An 18,334-nucleotide genomic window follows, 5' to 3' on the forward strand; every position below is an offset into this window, starting at 1 on the left:
AATGATAAAGAGCGTTTTTCGTCTCCAGAAAACGTGATAATGCCGTTATCATTACCGTGAGAATGATAACGGCATTCTATTTATAGAAGAGCAACTAATGAAATCATAAAAAAATCATCGGCTACCTCAGAGTTAAGGTAACCGATGATTTTTTTATGATGCTATATATTACTTATTTTATCGACCTTTAGTGTTGAAAAGTGGGAACTACCTAACCCCATTTGCTCCAATAAATTTTCAAACTTTTTACGATCACATACCCACCGTTGTAATATTGGTTGACGATACAACCTATCACGTATCAGGTCACGGATCTGTCCATGATAATAGTCAAACCTTATTATTGGTTCATTGTTATAAAGCCATATCGTTGGGTCAGAGGGACTAGGCTCAAACCCGAAGAGGGTAGTCCATATGTGTGATGGATAAGTTAAAAAACTTTGATTAACAAAACTCCCAATTCCTCCAGATTCATAGCCCATCGTCATAACAGGTTCCATACTAATAAGTGGGTCGAAACGTTCTATGTCATACATTGCAAAACTCCGACCATTAAATGTACTTTTATTTTTTTCAGAGTTTGAAAAGAATCGCTCGTCCTCGATAGCTACGTTATAAACCATTTTCACATCATTTGATCTACTATATGTTAACAATACAGCAGATAAAACAATTTCATCTTCTGACAGACCTGCATTTATATTTTGAATAAGTTTTTGCTTCAGTGTCTCCTGCTCTTTTATCAGTGAATCTAACTCTTCATCGATAACCCAATTATCTGCATCCATCGCTTCTTGTGGACTACTCAAAAGAATAAATGGGTCGTCGCCTGTAGTTAATGCTTGTGCCAGCCTCACAATCGGTACATAATCCCACCTGTCATGATAGACCTCAGAGTAAATAATATCCATTAGCAAGTCTGCTTCAGGTGATTCCGGAACTTTCATTTCACCATCATTTTTCCTCAAACTCTCCATATGGTAATGATGTGATGAAGTTACATTGCTTTGTTTGTAAAGAGCGTATTTTCTTTCAACATCATCAACATCATCAAGTGTTGCAGCACTTAATAGATGAAGAATACTATGAATAGTTTGAATTCCTCCTATGGTTGAAATAGAGCCATTGGCAGTACTAGGCACTTTCAATACTCCCCCTGAGTGCCCTGTAATTGAGGAGATCAATTGTTCATACTGTGGATGCTTATGAACATTCCAAACTTCACATTCAACTCCTTTACTTCTCTGCAATGCTTGTAAGACCACCCATGCCTGAAGTTTCAGTCTTAGGTCAGTGCCGTTATAGCATAGTGAAACGACTTCAGAGAAAAAGTTGAAAGCCTCGGGTATGCAGTTTGCAACTCTTTCAACAATTATCAGAACCCATTCTTTAGTACGAGAGGATAATTCTTCCCACTTGATAATGATATAGCTCATATCGGACGGATTTATTTTAGTTAGAGCCCAAAGACCACGAAGAGCAGCTTCTATACGCGATCCATTATCAGATTTTAAGACATGAAACAGGTATCGGACCGCAAATTGATTCCAAGACGTGGGAGGTTCATCGATTTGTTCAGCCACAGGAATAATACACCTTTGCAATTCCGGTAAAAATCCATTTCCATTAACCCACATTTCTTGTGTATCAACATGCCTGCGAAATCCTTCCAGTAACGCTTGTTCCCCCTCTGCCATTGCCTTATATCTACAGATGGTATCTAGATTATCAAATACATGTCCGATCCAATAATTATCATTACTTTCTAAATCTAGACTTAAAATCAATCTCTTTAGGGTTTCAAAAATCGAATCCTCAGAAAGTAAATTCATTAACTCTCCGAATAACAAAAGGTGCGCACTACCCCATACGTTTTTTGATGAACGTTGATTTATTATTTTCAGTAATCGATCAACATGCATTTGAAAGTTTATAGTTTTTTCCTTTTTAATTCTTTTTGTGACTAAAGAAATGGACTGTTCCAAGGACTGCGATGAATACTGTGTGTCACCCGTATACATTTGGCTCACCCGCTCAATAGCATCTTCAATTGACAGTTCGTGAAGATCCTGTAACTCATAATTGGTATTACTTTCAATTTGATTAAACCATCTATCAGGATATCTATAACGGACATTATCAACTGTTACCTTAATTTCCGTTTTACCCAAGTCCTCCATTTTATCCGAAAAAGAATCTAAGCCTTCCCTCTCTGCTGCGAGCAAAATTGCAACTCTTAGATCATGCAAATAACCCCGATCTTCTCCCGCTTGCCACATAAACGCACCAAGTCCAAATCCCCACAGCCCCAATAATTCATTCTCCGATAAGCTATTAGTTTCAAGCATTGCGATTAGCCCATCAAAAACGGTGCCTGGCTCTTCTAGTAATAATGTGTCTCGGTTCTGCAGATTATAAAAAATCCACATATCAGAGACACCACTTAACGCAACTGATTCTGAAACTGCGGCTTCTATTATAGAAGAAATACGATTATCACCTGTTTTAGAAGCCTCCTGTGACAATTCAATAAGACGTTTTCCTTCGGTTTTCCAGAGAACTGGGTTAACTTTAAGAAGTGATTGGTACCAAGCAAGTGGATTTTCAAGAACATATTCCTTGTGACTGGTATAACCTATCATGCCCCATTGTAATAGTTTCTTCGCAGAAGTGACTTTATCTTCAAAGTTAGACGCTGCAGCAGCTTGTATAAAACGATTCACTATATCTACACGACTGGCAATGTCCACATGCCAAGCCTTCCCATTTGGTCCACACCAATAATCGAACCATGACTTAAGTAGTTTTTCTTCCCCTCGTATAGATAAATAGTCCCAACCTACCTCCAACATATAATTTGCAGGATATCCACTGCTTTTATCCTGAATAAATTTGAAAAATGATCTTTCAAAGGATAGTCCTATTCGATCAGTGCAAAAAACAAATATCTCTAAAATATTCTTTGTTAGTTTTCCATAACCGTGAATGGTTTTCCACGGTTTCTTTTGTGAAACGAGTGCATTTAGAACCAATTCAAGTTCATCCACAGTGACAATTTTTGCAGCTGCTTCTGGACCCTTTCTTGATAAAACTCCAAACCATTTTCCTACAAATGCGCTTGCGTTAAGTAAAATAGCAAGGTGTTCCCTTTGTCGAGTATCTCCACCGTTTCGGAAATAAAAACTTGTTCCTTCACTACTGATACCACCATTTTCACGATGAGGATAAATCCAACTAATCACAAAACTAATCGCAGAGAAAAGCATTGCATACTTATCCGTATAACGATCATCATAATCAGTAAGTAAATCAAATCCTGCATCGGCTATGGGTTGCGCCCAAATTTCATTTAATTCAACACGCCCGGAGAGTAAAGCATAAGTAGCTGCTTTTATTTGAAATGATATTGGACACTCTTCTCTATCTTCTCCTAACATTAAAAGGGTCATAGAAACTTCTACCCATCTTCGGTTAACAACTAATTCGTCTAAGCATATCTCAAGGTCATCCCAGTAAAATGTTTCAGACCTCCTTAACGCCCTCAACCAACTGTAAATCTCTCCATTTTCAAGTGCTTCACTAAGATAACCCCCGAAAAACAACGGTAGCAATTCATCCGATGCTCCGTCATCTTTAATTTCCCATGTAATCCCTGTATGCTGACTAACGGTTCCCCATGTTCGTAACATAGTAGCTGTTCTATCGCCAAGTCGTTTTTCATCATACCATTCATCATAAATTTGATCGGATGACAATAATTCAATTAAATTTGATGGAGAAAGATGATTAAACCAACGGCTCATGAGTCCCCGTGCACGATGCAACTGTCCTGAATTTACTAACCGCAATGCATCATTCAACGTATTATCTATAGTATCAAGTGTCCATGATTCCTTATTTGAAACCCTCCCCTCAGAAAACAACACAGGAGGAATATCAGATAAAAACTCAATTGTATTGCCGGTCCAATCAACTGTTTTAATTATTTGATTTAGAGTCGTTGCTGCACAAACTAACTTATGCACACACGTCCATTCCTTTGTTTCAGTAACAATAATTAATGCATTTTTACATTGCTCTATCATTTCAATTATTGGGCGATTAAGAGCGTAGCCCTCCATTACATATTGAGGCGTAAATACTCTTGCTTGATCTACATGTCGTCCACTCAATCTAAGTAAATTAAATAAATCATTATGCCGTGCAATTCCCTTAGTGGTATCATCCATATAGTAATCTGCCATACTGCTGGCTATTTCCATTATCTTCTTAGGTTGGTTCGCTGCTTGTTTTGTTAGTTGAACGCGTACGTCATTATGTGCTACACGAAATCCTAGTTCTTCTTCAATAAGTAATGGTCGAAGTGCACGCAAGATATCCGTCCATATTGAAGCGCTAATATTCATTTCTGGTAATATTCTGCTAAGATCGAACCCAGTGATTCTTTCATTTATTAAAGAAAGGCACGCCGCAATTCGAAAACCAAGAAAAGGAAATGTCCTTTGTAAGGGCTGCAGAGCAGCCGACCAAATTTGATCGTAGTATGTAAACAATCCGTGTGTCAGCCGTCTATTCTCTAACCGTCCTTCAAGTTCAGCAATATTTGCACTGTATGTGGCTTCATGAATAGCAAATATAGCAGCAAGTGTATTGCCCTGTGCTATACTTCCAATGAGACGAACAGCTGCATCTTTTTCTTCAATGGGAAATAAAGTAGCTATAGAAGAAAAGAGACTTTCAATATCTTCATCTTTCATTCCCTCAACGGTCACATGTGATACGTTTTCCGTCCCATCTTTTATCCAGAAAGGATATTTCTCGTATGCCTCTGCTTGTTGACCTACTATAAGGAAACGAACATGGCTTGGAACATGTTCTGGTGGAATTAAGGTTTCAAGAAAAGTGTAATTATCTAATCCAGCACGCGCAGCATGATCTATACCATCAATTGCAATGACCGTTGGACGACCACGTTCTTTTCCAAGTTCGTTTGCTAGCCTAAGAACATGATCTCGTAGTTTCTCAGTGGTCAAAAAATCATTGCGCACTGGTACATGAAAATGAGCGAGACGCCCTTTAAAGATAGTGCGGAGCTGTGACAACAGATCACTCCATAATACTTCTGCTTTAGTAGTCTCACCTGCATCTGCAGGCAATACGGTGGTTTGTGGAGTAATTGGGCGAAATGCATGATACCGTAAATCTATTACAGGATCTCGACGGTTAGCAAGAGCACTAACAATAGTAGTCTTACCGATTCCTGGTATGCCACTAAGAAAAATAATAGGCTCCTCACCGTTCAACAACTTATCTGCAAGAGTTTCAACGAACTGTTTACGACTTGGGAAAAAAGGCTCTTCAGGGACAAGGTTATGATCTCCGATTGTACCAAATGATGGCAAACTTAGTGCTGTATAAGCACGTTCTCTTGTTATTGCCTCTCTTGTCCCACGCATAGTCGTACCCCACTCTCGCAGCGAGGTATCAAGCAAACTTAGAAGCGATTGTGCTTGATCAATTGTAATTGCAAAAGTGTTAGAAATCTTTTGTAGAAGTTCTCTTGTCAACTCAGTTAAACCTGGTTGCTCCATCTCTATTCTTAACAATTTAATAAATTCAAGTTTCTCTTCCTCATTATCAAGAACATCCATTTGACCAAGCCATTCTTCCCAAGCAATTGTCCATTCTTCGGGTATGATAATATCTGAAAATTTAACTGAGATTGATGCTTGAGCTTGTATATGATCCCAAAACTTATGTAAAACAGGTCTTGTGTAATTCAAACCATTTTGGCTTTTGGCTGTCGAGGTTCTCTCACCAGATATTCGATTAGTAAAAAGAACCGGTGTCACTTCTCCCCATTTCCTCTTGGATTCTTTCCATGCACCAGCGAGACTCTGAAGCAAAGATTTCTTACCCTCTTCTTTACTTATCATATCACCAAATGTGAGAGTATCTTCGATACGGGTATGTTTGATTTGTATACACTCTTTAACTCCATCAGCGTATGACACTACCACATCATCGAGCCCTTGTGCTTCAGTTGACTGTAAAGTTACAAATTCAATTCCAGAATCAGGATTAAGCATATCTACTACATAAGTCAAACCAACAGACCATTCATACCAGTACGGGTCCCCAATACCCGCAGTAGGATTGTTCGTAGAAGTCATTTAAACCCATTCCTTTACAATAATGATTACGACCATCAAATTTTTGATGGTCGCATTTTGTCTACCACTATGAGTATAACAATTCAGTGAGCAAACTTAAATAATCCGTCTCTTAAGATCTAACAATATTTAATGATCAGAATAAAACCGACTACCTTGCGTTAGTTCAGCAAAGGTTCTTAAAGCAATGCATACAAAAACCGATCCCTTCTTGGAATCGGTTCATAATCAATATATAAGCCTGCACTTAATGGCTCCGTGCCAGAATAAAGTGATCACATGTCGTTCAACTTTGTCCATCAGTTTGTAAGATACAATGTCTCGATCCACAATACAATAATACGTATTGCGGTACTTACGGTACGGCATCAATGTGCCCACAGTGACTATCTTCTGTTCCACACGCCGGGGCTATACACTTCATATTCCAAGCTGGCAATACGAATTAATGCCTTATAATCTTCCCCATAGGATTCAATGACAGGTGCCATCAGAAGCTTTCAGACTAAAGTTCACCCCTTGTAACCTCCTTCAAATGATGTTGCAAAATCTGCTGATGAGAAACTTAATCTGAATTATGGCATACAGCTATGTTCCAACTCAGCCATGAAATAATGACACTTTGAACAATTACATCTGCGGGATAGGAATCAATGCCGCAACACGTTCATTCTTGGTCTCTAGATGCTCAAGCCATAGTTCCACCAACTGTGTGCCATTAATCAGTTCAATATCCAACCCTTCAGCATAGTTACGTGCATTGTTCGTAAAGTCGCTCGTTGTTATTACATAACCGCCTACAGCATTCTGCTTAACCATTTGGGAGTGAATAATCGCAATTGGACCAAAACCGACCATATTCATATCGTTATAACATTTCACTTGACCGAGGTATAACCCCTCTTCGGTTTGTTCTTCAATATCGATGCCGAAGTCTCCCGAACTCTTGGTCACATAAGTCACACCACCTCGGACAGAAGACATAATTTCTTTGACAAAATGTTCGAACATTAATGGATTCTCCTCCTTGTCCTCTTCCAGGTCCCGTTTAAAGCGGTTATACAAACCGATTCGAAGAGTCTCCTTCATATCTTCATGGGATGAGAATGCCTCAAGAGCATTGTTACGATAGTCTTCTAACATTTGTTTTTGATTATGGTACTTGTACACGAGGTAGCATGTGAACATTAACAAAACACTAAACAATATAGTCATTTTACGTCACTCCTTTATATCCCCATCATATCCAACGTTTCAACGCTTCAATCCATTTTACAGGTATCATAAGATGTCAAATCACCGGTAATAGTACATGAGGAAGTCATACGTGATAATGCCGTTATCATTACCGTGAGAATGATAACGGCGATATATTAAAGAAGAGCAACCAATGAAGCAGGCTGCTTTATTGGTTGCTCTTAGTGTTTGTATTCTTAATTCCAATTCTGTTCATAATGCTGAACGAAAATGTCTTCAATCTTTTGGATGAATTTTAGCAATATTCTTTTCAAGAAATTTGCCTAGTTCTTCGCAGACAATAGCTTCTTCAATAGTGATTGAGTCAACTTTCAAAAATGAATTAGGTTATCAATACAGTAAAAGAACAACTACATATTCAAGAAATAAATTACACATAATAAAGAAAAAGGAGAGTGAAACTTTTGGACATAACAAAATTCACTGTGGAACACTATAAACAAGTTATTGAAGAAAACAAAACTCTTTTAGAAGAAAATACTAAGCTGTATAAAACGATAGCAGATAACGCCAATGTTATGGCATCAAAAAACGATCTTATAGAAGCTAAAAATTTAGGAATAAGTAAACAGAACGTAGCCCTCGCGGAAAAAGACGAACGAATTGCTGAGTTAACAGAAGGTGTTGAAAAAGCAGCAAGCAGTGGTGGAAGTATTCTTAAAACACTTGGACGACTGAAGGGGAAAGACTCAACAGCAGAAAATTAAGTCATAGGATAAAAATTAGAAGTAAAAAAAATTTACAAACTAAGAAAGAACCCATTCAAATCTGAGTGGGTTCTTTCTATCTAATTCTTAATTATTCAGGCAAATCTTATTGGAAATACGTTAAATCTTAATTGTATCAAACGGAAAATCTTATTAATATTTTATTTATACCACACAACTCACACTTTGTCAAGGAGGAATGCAAAGTTTTCTTCGACAATTTTATCTTTTAGTTCGATACCTCTAAATTTATTTGGATCTGAACTAATAAGAATTGTTTTATAGCCATTAGGCGTCTCATATTCATAAATAATTCCATTATTCACTAAATAATCGATTGCAAATCCATCAGTAATATCTTGTTTGATAAATATTTTCTCACTTATACATTGATCTTTGAGTATTTTTTTGTTACATGTTCCACAGTATCTACCATCACGTTTATATTCTTTATGCGCTTTGATAATCACTTCATTAATTAGTTCCAGAATATTACTGAATGTGTCAATTTCATTGAATTGTGAATTGTCGTTGGATTCATATTTATTGATTCCAAGTAAACTCTCTATAGACCTAGCATTCACACCAAATTTAGGAAGTAAATTTGCATACTCAACATTTGTATTTACTTCAAAGTATAATAACTCAATTTCCTTGCCAAGTGTTTTTAGTTCTTTAATTACCGGGAGCATGTCACTATCAGACGATGCAATAACATATTTATCTGCTTCAATTTTTTCTAAATAAATTGATTTTAAAACGTCTATAATTAGACTGATATCCGATGTATTCTTTCCTTTATAAACATGCACTAGCTGAACTAACTTTTCCATAAACATTTGATATCCCTCGGAGGATATCTTGATATTGTTAAAATCAAGGTAAGCTCTGGTGAATAGTACCTGATCATTATCGTATTCAGCAATAATCCTAGGAACTATTTCTTCTTGTATGTTCTTACGGTCATATCTTTCGTAGTTTTCGGATAATGTAATGTTTACATTATCGTAATCTACAAATAGCACTGTTCTAGTCATAGCAAGTCATCCCCCATCTTATAGTTGAAAACAAAGTAAAATTAATTCTGTCCGTGATATGAATGTAGCATTAACCAAAACCTTGATGGGTCATATGGAAATCTCCTCTCTCCAAATCTTGTACTTTTCGTATGATGTTCACTTCTAAGGAGATAACAAACTCTTCTTGCTCTACTGATACACACGAAAAACACACGATATTCTTCGCTTAACTTTTTGGGCTCTTGTAAAGCATAATAATTTGGAAAATGTTGTTCTTCCATCCCCAATAGAATGACTACCTCAAATTCTAATCCTTTTGAGCTATGTCTTGTTGAGATCGTAACTTGATTATCTGGTTTACCTAATTGCCCAAATTGAGTTATGTCAAAACCTACAAATTCTCCAGTGGAAGCTAAACCGTAAATTTTCTCTAGGTTTTCCTTTTCATCACAATTCACTTTATAGTTTTCTAACAATTCGTACAATTTTAAATTGTCAATCATGTATTGCAACCACTCAGACAAAGTGCCTGCATGTACAGAGCTACCTTGTAATGTCTCCATTAAGTTGATTCTAGCCAATGCTTTTTCTTTTACATCTAGAACCAAACTATGATTTTGTAAGAGCCGGATCCAAAAATCAAATAATGAACTAAACGATTGTTTCTCGTGATCGGAAGTCCACATAGCGCATCTTTCTAACCAAACCACCACCTCAGTTCTTTCATAGTCTTGTTTATTGAGATAGTAAGGAATATTATTGAATTTAAAAAATTCACTGAGTGCTCTTGCAGTGGGATTATTAGGAACAAGTACAGCAATTTCATCATAAGGAATACCTTGCGATACACAATTCGGAATAATGTTTCTAACAACTTCATTAAATTGCTCAATGAACTCCGAATTACACACAACAAAATGGAATTCTGTTTGCTTCTCAAATTTTGACTTTGCTTCTCTTCCAAGCTGCTTACCTAACACAAATTCCGTTGCATCTACAATCTCTTGGGTACTACGATAATTTGACAATAATCTTACTTCTTTGAATTGCGACTTGTTGGCTAATTCATTAAGATACTCTGGCATAGCACCAGTAAATCCATAAATGGATTGATCCGGATCTCCAACAACAAAAAAATTAATACTTGTTCTATTGAAGAGCGACAGTATCATTTCATGCAGAGGCTTACCCAAGTCTTGATATTCGTCCACAAATATCCAAGGGAATTTCGCTTCTAAACACCTTCTTACATATTCCTCTTTTTGGATCAAAGTAGTTGCAAAATTAACTATATTTATAAAGTCGATCTTACCTACCCTTTTGAGTGCACTTTCATATTCCCGTGCAATATGTAAAGCGATTTCAAACGGTTCAATCTCGACTTCGCTTAGACCTTCAATATTCAAATTTCTTTCCTTATCCATTTCTTCAATTGTTGTTGCTATTTCACCGTACCCTAATTGATTTTTGATTTCATAAAAAAGAACTTTTCTATTCTCTTCGGAAATAATATCGAACGTCTCAGGTATTTCGTAATCAGGATACAAACGAGAAAAAGGGCTAATTATTTCCGCAATACAAAAAGAGTGAACCGTACCAACAAATACATTCTGTCGCGATTGATTGAAATCCAATTTCCTTAATCTTTCCTCTAGCTCGGAAGTTGTTGCTCGACTGTAAGTAATACATGCCAGTCCTCTTGGCTCTTTAATTCCTTGTAATACTCTTATAATTTTAAGTGTTAATACAGTTGTTTTTCCGCTCCCTGGTCCAGCGATTACAACAGTATTGGTGTCAGAATTATATGCTTCTACTTGCTGTTCATCCTGCATCATTTCTTCAATTTTTTGTTGGTAGAATGTTGTCATCAGCCTTCATTAACCCCTGCTTTAGTAATAATACTTCTAATCGCCTCTCTTACATACTCCGGCACATGTCCCTCTTTGGTTACATCTGCAAATTGTTGCGAGAACCTCCCTTTCCCAATACCTTTTGCCTCAATCTTCGAAAGACACTTCCAAAAATCTTTTTGAGCTAACTCATTCTTAAAATTACTTTTTTGTTGTACTCCACCAAGAGTCAGCCCTTCGTAAACATCGGAAATTATTGTTTTTAAGTCATTATCCTCACCGCATGCATTCATTATTTCAACTTCCAATGTATATTCACCAGCATAGATTCCAAACTCATTCAGCTTTTCATTTTGTAATTGAGTTGTTACAGGGATCTCCCTTTCTGCGATTTTCCCCAAATCAATTAACGTTCCAAATGCTAATTCGTAACCTAAAAAACCATAGTTTGAGTGCCAGGGATCCTTTAGCAAATGATATTTTCGTGTTTCTTTACCATCGCTATCAGGTGTCAAGATATAGTAATCCCCGTCTGTAATAATTACAAATGGAATTCCAAGTGCATCTAAAAATTTGATATATGGTTTAAAATTAGTGGAGTTAATGTTACATACAATGACTCCTTTTGAATCCAATGAAAGCTGCATCAATTCAGCAAATTTAGGAATTAAGTATTCCTCAGCTATCCCTTCGACTAAAATAATCCCTTTACCAAAATATAATTCTCCCCGCTTAACATCCACATATCTTTCTATGTCCCTTTTTTCCTGTGGCGACATCTGTAAATCAGACGTTGCTTTGATCTTAGTACCATTCTCACTTTTTAACAAATGAACAATTGATTCAATTGGCGCAACTGAAGTAATATGTGTTGAATGTGTTGTTAACAAAATTGATGATGAGCCCCTCATTACATCCTGATACAGTACACGCTGGAGTGTTGGATGTAAGTGAGCCTCGGGTTCTTCAATAGCTAAAAATGTAAAACCTTTTAGAGGAGGATTATGCAAGTCCATAAAATTATAAAGAGCACGCATGACATTTGGTTGAATTCCCTGTTTTAATACATACTTACCTTTGTCGTTTACTTCATAGCAAGACGCAATAATTTGACTACGTTCCTTCGTTAAAAGTTCGTCATACAAGCTTCCCTTTATAAACCTTGGAACAGTTTTATCTTCGATCAATAAAAGCATTAATGTGATATATAAAATATTATTAAGTCCAAGACTACTTTCGCTAATTGGACGTCTGTATCTTTCTTGTCCCACCATTGTTTTGATACTATTAATTAATCGCTGTGTATTTACGTCAAGGGTTTCAAACTTAATCTCAGATCCTTTTTCTATTTTGATAATTTCATCAAAACGGTTATTAATACGTTTTTCTAAATCATCTACTTCATCCAATGATAATAAAAGATCACTATTTTGTTTCATAGCAGTTGCAATTACGTCGAGTTCGTCTTTCTCAATTTCATATTGTCGTAATAATTGAAGAACTGGGGAATGCCTGGTACTTTTCATTTCAATTTCTACATCTCGTAGCGCTTTAATTACTTTTAAATTTAGAAACTTTCTTTGCTGATGAGAAAAATATTGATTTTCATCACTACCTTGGAAAATTTTATATTCATAAGAGTTGCTACCATCAACTCTAGGTATTGGGTAATATTTGTACGTTAATCTTAAAGTATGAGGAGTAGTCGACACTGTTGCGTCACTAAGAGCAGCTAAAATGTTCCTGTTATGCTCGTATCCTCTTATCTCAATAACAATTTCGATCTGTTCTCCTGATTTCATTGGGTCGATACATCGTTCATTAAAATCTGATTCTTGTAAAGTTCTGTCTTCGTCTGATAATTGTGGATCCAAAATTAGTTGCAGAGCTCTAATAAAATTTGTCTTCCCGACATTGTTTTCGCCAATAATCACTTGTTTATGATTTAAAGACACTTCTTCCTCAACAAAATTCCTGAAATTTTTAATCTTTACTTTTGAGATGTATGGTGACCTCATTTTTTTCTCCTCCACATCTTATATAGGTAATTATTACTATACGCTATCAACAACGAATATTATGTCGAATTATGAAGAATGAAACATTGTGATATTTCTGTTTCCTTAATTTCACTATCACCATTTGATTTTTTATCAGAAGGATAACAACTTTTCATTTCTGTTTAGGTGTAAATAACATAGAAAGTCTAAATTTCCATTTTCAAATATCCAGTCACTGATAACGTCTTATATTGCATTCAAATAAGACGAAAACTAAAAACACCTTCACAACTGAATAAACTGCTTAGTTTATTGAAAATGATGATGGCTTATGTTATGCATCTGTAACAGAATTGGGTTGATTTTGGAAAATTAATGACTGGGTATAATATCTCAATTATGAAAAACATAAAGATGCCTGTATCATTCTAAATGAAAATGATACAGGCATCTTTATATCAATCTTGGTTAACAAATAATAATCAATATCCTGCTTGAATGGCTTTAAATATAAGAAAAGCAATCAGAGCAAGTATAACATATGTAATAATTCCTACTGAACTCTCCTTGTTGCCCCCTCGCATTTCCTTATTATCTTTTTCAATAGCTCTACGGACAGCTACTTGTTGATTGGATTTAGAAGCAAACGCTAGCCCTCTTGGATGAAACACACAATTCTGTGGTTCTTTTCTGCAAAACTGCCTAGATTGAGTCGGTGTTACTGTTCTAAGGTTCTTGAATCGTTTTGAAGGAACAACAGTACCTCCATCATAAAGCTTACTTGTGCAACCCGTGCAACTTGGTTGAAAGTATTCACACTCTGCCACTATTTACCTCTCCTTATAAATTGAATAGAGCCGTTTTAGGAATTCAATTCCTAATCATTATTCATTCATGAAATTAAGATCGTATGTATCGGAATACGGCTTATGGTAGTCTATTGTATTATCGGTAAATATATAGTTTATTTTATAGATCTACAAAGGATCGTATAATAGATTTATGTTGTGCTTCTGATAAATTGAGAATTCTCAGCTATCTTAAAATGTAAAGGAGATTGTTATGATTAGTGTTCCAATCAATCATGTGGATCGTTTAAATTATGTAATCGACTTAGCCTGGAGTATTTTTATCAAAAGACTTGCCCTAGGACGCATTCAAGTTAACAAAGAATCCTCCATGCAGTTGCATTATGCATCATTGATTAATAGTTTGGGTGAAATACTGTGCATCGATAAGAATGACGTATTTTCAATTGAGTTAGAGCATTCTTTTCAAGGAAAAAATATAGATATCGTTTGTTATTATAACAATATCAAAGCAGCGATCGAACTAAAATGTTTTAAAAAATCATCGAATCGCGCAACAGATACCGATATGTATGATGTTTTAAAGGATATCGAACGACTTCTGAATTTTGAGGACTTTTCAGTCAAACGATTTTTATGCCTTACTGATAATCCGTACTATAAAGATGGTCGACACTCTGGTCATGCTGATTCTGTAAGCATTAGTCATGGCACACTTTACCTCAATGAAAAGCCCATCCTGCCCGGTTGGGCAGGCAAATGGAAGAATACAAATAGAGATCGAACATTGCATTTCAAGAAAGATGTTGGATTTGAATGGTATCATGAGGGCAATTGGCTTTATCTAAATATGAGTTTGGAGAAACAAACAGAAGATTGAATAAGTCCAAGCTTATTGGGGTTGCCTATCAAATACTTCATTCCCTTGAGGCTCTTTTATCATATTCTAATCCCAGTCCAGTTTCTTTGGTACGAAATAATCTTATTCATAACTGCTCCCAACGATGTGCTTTAATCTATCCATTTATCATAAACTAGAAGAAATATGATAAAGGCAGGTGGTTGTTATATTTGGTTTTCTAAAAAAAGCTCGTTGGTTACCATCTGAAAAAGTTATGCAGAACTACCCGGATGGGACGTATGAGGTATGTGATGTTGGAATTCGGACGGTGCACACAAAGGACATTATAGGACTCGGTTTACGACCAAATGATATAGCAAATGACAATAAAATGAAACGACTTAGGCAATCAGTGGCTACAAAAGGTTGGAAAGATGAATCACCTATAGATTTGCACCTGTATTTAACACCAGACGGCAAATATGCAGTTTGGACGGGAGGAAATCATCGACCGTATCTTGCTGATGAATTACGCATCCCTACAATTGAAGCGTCAGTTGATGTAGTTATTCCAAAGGGTAAAATTTCTGAAGATACAACAAAAGCGATCGATACGTTGAGAAGAGATTATCAAGTTCTAGAAAAGGAAGCCACTGAACTTAATCAATTGTTGCAACCGCAAAGATACCGACAAGGTGGATATGAAGATGTAAATGAAAATATGTTAACTGCAATGTTTGATCAATTAATTCAAATTCATAATCAAGTAGAGATGCTCCTAAAAAAGGAAGCTTGCCATTTGGGTTACATACCTGAAGATTGGGTTCAGTCTAATTTAGAAAAAAGTGAATAATCGAGGTACAAATAAAAAGGAATCAATCATAAATATATGCGATTGATTCCTTTTTATTTATTTTTCAATTTCCTTCCAGTACATCAACGATCCATTGCGCTAAATTATCAGGTAGCAGTTTCTTAGATGTTGGAAAAATAAATTTGAGATTATACTTCACCTTTATTTCCCTCATGATAATTCTCCGTGAGGACTCGTCAAAAAGTTCACATACAATTGTTGATGACTGAATAAAGCAAGGGCAGTCATCTGCGTTATGCAATATCCCTTTGTTAATCCATTCATCTCCTTTTTCTTTTGAACAGACAGCAAAATAACCCTTACCATCATATTCAAATGAAACAAGTGCTTCTTGCTGATCGTTACCATCCACTTCATTGGTTTCTAGGCTGACAATTTTTAATAGCCTTTGCGAAAAAACCATCTTTATCACACCTTTGTTTCTTTCTATCTTATCAGAGAGCTAAATAAGTTGGTATTATCAATTTCTAATCGATAATTACTCGAATCAAATCCTTTTTTTAAAATGTCTTCTGCCTCAATAAAATATTGAAAAGCTTCGTACATGTATTTTCTCATGTTTTCACCTTGTTTTAATAAGCTTTTAAGCGTATCATTATCAAATTGAGGCGCTCCATCAGGGAAGCCGGCGTCAATTCGTATGCCTGATTCCCAAATTTCAACATAAACGTTTATGTTCACAACTGAGTCCGAAACAGCAATATATTGAAATTCATAGATCTTAATGACATTAGCAAACCGAGTCGGAAATAAATCAATATTTTTTAGTATCCATTTGTCTGTTGGCAAACCAATCCAATCTAATTTTTCTAAAATTGCGATCATCCACATTTGAAAATCATTTGGCTCGTATGTATCCCCTTCAATCCAAGTCATTTTACCCACCTCTTTTTAAAATTTTGGTACATGATTTCATCTAAAAAGTCAACCTTATAAAGCAAGAAATAAATTCAAAACTGGACGTTTTTCAAATCTGTCGAACACCATTGAATCTCCCCACTGTCTCCTAGGCTTACCAACTCAGAAAAACAGCTAAAAATAGTTACTAACTGAGCTATAATAAAAAAAAGCCGCCTGGTGGCGACTAATGATAGTGAAATTTTCTATTCGTCCCCTATGACTTTCCAATCAATTCGTCTACTTTTTCCACAAGTGTATTCCAGTCAGATAACAGAATGGTTGCGGATGTGACTCCCGTCGTAGCATAACCAACGAATTTTTTAATACCTTCGTATGCCTTTTTCAACCTTGCCATTTTTGGCTTACTTGATTCAAGTTGTTCAGTTATGGTCTCCATATCATCAGTTAAGAATTCTTTTTCTTCATCTGTTAATTGAGTATCGGCAATGGTAGGTAAAAGTTTTTCAATTAATGCTTTTATCTCACCAATATCATCTGCTTTTAAATTTGAATTGATAGTAGCATCTCTACCTGCAGCGTTGACGTTCCCGTAGTTGTTCGCTATATGTTGAGTTATATTGTTCCCCATAGATCTGTCTCCCCCCAGAATCATTATTTCCTTTCCTAATGAATCCACAATAAAATCAATAAGCGGTTTAAATGCTTTGTCCAAAAATTCTCTTACAATGTCATTCCATTGCCTTGATTTAGATACAAATTGAAATGCCACACCTCTAATATCTATATCCTGAGAACACAAATAAGATAGATAATCATATTGGGCTTTTAAATGAAGATCTTCATCAACTGGAGGAATAATCTGATGATGACCTTGTACAGAGTCTATCAGAAAACAATCTTTAAAGTCGAATTCCAGATCAGATATACGTGTCTGAATAATCTTAGTAATGATAGGAGATGAATCAATAAATAATTTGAACCTTTTAAGTTTTATAAAAGCATTGTCTGCATCAGCAGTCAATAAATAACTAGAGTTTCTTCTAAAATCCAAGCTTAATGTTTTATATTCCATTAAATTCACGGAAGATCAACCCCACAATACGTGCAATATATTTTTGAGACACCTGAGAGAAATAATACTTTTTCTTGTTTTTCGCAACATGAGCAAACAAATATCTCCTCGACAGTGTCTTTATTCTTCAATTCTTGTACATTTATTTTCTTTAATGGCTTATAACTCATTTTAATTACACTTTTATTTCCTCTGTTGATTTTCTTAGCCATGTTTCCGAAAGCCTTATTTAATTGTTCATAAAGATAATTGGTGGCTAATGCTTCTACTTGTTCCACAGTTTCTTTGGTATAGAAGTCGCTTTTATCTTTCGTCAGCCCGCAATATGGACAGAACAGATTAGAGATAGGTTCATCTTCACTTTGAAATTCACCTGCATTGACTTTAAATTCGGATTCACAAAAAGGGCATTCAAGAGCTAAAAAACCTTCACTGTCACCTTGTATCGTGAAGGATATGGATACTTGACTCATTACCTGATCCCCTCTCTAATTCTGCTGTAACTGAACACTTTTATATAACATTTATTGTATCATAAACTCCTTGAAGTAACGTTCTCAAAACAATTCTAAATCACATTAATTGAAGCGGACAGGGCAAAAGTATGACGATATGTCTTAACGCTCATCTTCAAGTGAATACATCTCATAATCAGAAATCAAAATGTTCTTATATTTAACTCTCTATATAGTTTCTGAAAAGGACCTTTCAGAGCTTAAAGCTCCTTTCATATATTAAGACTGGCAAAACCTTTTCTATGGAAATCTGATCGAATTGGACGAAGTATCAAACACCTATTGTACTATCGAAGCAGTCAACCGCTTCAAAAAATTAAATATCAATAATTTTAACAGTGACAGACTAATAATAG

The 18,334-nt window shown here is 35.7% G+C and carries 13 protein-coding genes; 3 read left to right on the forward strand and 10 right to left on the reverse strand.

Going from position 1 to position 18,334, the window contains the following annotated elements:
• Positions 1-161 precede the first annotated feature (161 nt).
• Positions 162-6,173 (reverse strand): ATP-binding protein, encoded by a 6,012-nt coding sequence (locus tag AB4111_RS16705; protein WP_442032407.1) that lies wholly within the window; start codon positions 6,171-6,173, stop codon positions 162-164.
• 630 nt (positions 6,174-6,803) lie between these two features.
• Positions 6,804-7,388 (reverse strand): restriction endonuclease, encoded by a 585-nt coding sequence (locus AB4111_RS16710; RefSeq protein ID WP_442032408.1) that lies wholly within the window; start codon positions 7,386-7,388, stop codon positions 6,804-6,806.
• Between the two features lie 446 nt (positions 7,389-7,834).
• Here AB4111_RS16710 and AB4111_RS16715 point away from each other — a divergent pair, with 446 nt between their 5' ends.
• Entirely contained in the window at positions 7,835-8,137 is a 303-nt protein-coding gene (locus AB4111_RS16715; RefSeq protein WP_442032409.1) for a hypothetical protein, read from the forward strand.
• A gap of 179 nt (positions 8,138-8,316) precedes the next feature.
• Here AB4111_RS16715 and AB4111_RS16720 read toward each other — a convergent pair whose 3' ends face one another.
• The 4 genes from AB4111_RS16720 to AB4111_RS16735 all read right to left on the reverse strand — a co-directional run bounded on the left by AB4111_RS16720 (position 8,317) and on the right by AB4111_RS16735 (position 13,833).
• Positions 8,317-9,174 (reverse strand): NYN domain-containing protein, encoded by an 858-nt coding sequence (locus AB4111_RS16720; protein WP_442032410.1) that lies wholly within the window; start codon positions 9,172-9,174, stop codon positions 8,317-8,319.
• A gap of 41 nt (positions 9,175-9,215) precedes the next feature.
• The gene (locus AB4111_RS16725) at positions 9,216-11,024 is read right to left on the reverse strand and encodes an ATP-dependent helicase (protein WP_442032411.1); all 1,809 of its coding nucleotides are present in this window, start codon (positions 11,022-11,024) and stop codon (positions 9,216-9,218) included.
• Positions 11,024-13,024, reverse strand: coding sequence for an ATP-dependent nuclease (locus AB4111_RS16730; protein ID WP_442032412.1), 2,001 nt, complete (start codon positions 13,022-13,024; stop codon positions 11,024-11,026). The genes AB4111_RS16725 and AB4111_RS16730 overlap by 1 nt, the downstream gene beginning before the upstream one ends.
• 464 nt (positions 13,025-13,488) lie before the next feature.
• Positions 13,489-13,833 carry a hypothetical protein gene (locus AB4111_RS16735; protein ID WP_442032413.1) on the reverse strand — a complete coding sequence of 115 codons (345 nt, stop codon included), beginning with the start codon at positions 13,831-13,833 and terminating at the stop codon, positions 13,489-13,491.
• A gap of 235 nt (positions 13,834-14,068) precedes the next feature.
• Here AB4111_RS16735 and AB4111_RS16740 point away from each other — a divergent pair, with 235 nt between their 5' ends.
• Both AB4111_RS16740 and AB4111_RS16745 read left to right on the forward strand, forming a co-directional pair.
• Positions 14,069-14,695, forward strand: coding sequence for a hypothetical protein (locus AB4111_RS16740; protein ID WP_442032414.1), 627 nt, complete (start codon positions 14,069-14,071; stop codon positions 14,693-14,695).
• A 178-nt stretch (positions 14,696-14,873) separates the two neighbouring features.
• The gene (locus tag AB4111_RS16745) at positions 14,874-15,509 is read left to right on the forward strand and encodes a hypothetical protein (RefSeq protein WP_442032415.1); all 636 of its coding nucleotides are present in this window, start codon (positions 14,874-14,876) and stop codon (positions 15,507-15,509) included.
• 64 nt (positions 15,510-15,573) lie between these two features.
• Here the strand turns inward: AB4111_RS16745 and AB4111_RS16750 are convergent, their stop codons facing one another.
• The 4 genes from AB4111_RS16750 to AB4111_RS16765 all read right to left on the reverse strand — a co-directional run bounded on the left by AB4111_RS16750 (position 15,574) and on the right by AB4111_RS16765 (position 17,936).
• Positions 15,574-15,933: a hypothetical protein gene (locus AB4111_RS16750; RefSeq protein WP_442032416.1), complete on the reverse strand. Its 360-nt coding sequence runs from the start codon at positions 15,931-15,933 to the stop codon at positions 15,574-15,576.
• Between the two features lie 23 nt (positions 15,934-15,956).
• Complete coding sequence (locus AB4111_RS16755; RefSeq protein WP_442032417.1) at positions 15,957-16,406, reverse strand: hypothetical protein; 450 nt, start codon at positions 16,404-16,406, stop codon at positions 15,957-15,959.
• Between the two features lie 238 nt (positions 16,407-16,644).
• Positions 16,645-17,472 carry a hypothetical protein gene (locus AB4111_RS16760; RefSeq protein WP_442032418.1) on the reverse strand — a complete coding sequence of 276 codons (828 nt, stop codon included), beginning with the start codon at positions 17,470-17,472 and terminating at the stop codon, positions 16,645-16,647.
• Positions 17,469-17,936, reverse strand: a complete 468-nt coding sequence (locus AB4111_RS16765) for a hypothetical protein (protein ID WP_442032419.1) — start codon at positions 17,934-17,936, stop codon at positions 17,469-17,471. The genes AB4111_RS16760 and AB4111_RS16765 overlap by 4 nt, the downstream gene beginning before the upstream one ends.
• Positions 17,937-18,334: the final 398 nt, after the last annotated feature.

Origin of the sequence: Paenibacillus sp. 2KB_22 (genome assembly GCF_052115745.1) — a bacterium.
GTDB lineage: Bacteria > Bacillota > Bacilli > Paenibacillales > Paenibacillaceae > Paenibacillus.

Coding starts and splice junctions, on each gene's coding strand:
- AB4111_RS16720 (WP_442032410.1), bottom strand. CDS start 9,174: ATGACTAGAACAGTGCTATTTGTAGATTACGATAATGTAAACATTACA.
- AB4111_RS16730 (WP_442032412.1), bottom strand. CDS start 13,024: ATGAGGTCACCATACATCTCAAAAGTAAAGATTAAAAATTTCAGGAAT.
- AB4111_RS16710 (WP_442032408.1), bottom strand. CDS start 7,388: ATGACTATATTGTTTAGTGTTTTGTTAATGTTCACATGCTACCTCGTG.
- AB4111_RS16765 (WP_442032419.1), bottom strand. CDS start 17,936: ATGAGTCAAGTATCCATATCCTTCACGATACAAGGTGACAGTGAAGGT.
- AB4111_RS16755 (WP_442032417.1), bottom strand. CDS start 16,406: ATGACTTGGATTGAAGGGGATACATACGAGCCAAATGATTTTCAAATG.
- AB4111_RS16750 (WP_442032416.1), bottom strand. CDS start 15,933: ATGGTTTTTTCGCAAAGGCTATTAAAAATTGTCAGCCTAGAAACCAAT.
- AB4111_RS16740 (WP_442032414.1), top strand. CDS start 14,069: ATGATTAGTGTTCCAATCAATCATGTGGATCGTTTAAATTATGTAATC.
- AB4111_RS16725 (WP_442032411.1), bottom strand. CDS start 11,024: ATGACAACATTCTACCAACAAAAAATTGAAGAAATGATGCAGGATGAA.
- AB4111_RS16705 (WP_442032407.1), bottom strand. CDS start 6,173: ATGACTTCTACGAACAATCCTACTGCGGGTATTGGGGACCCGTACTGG.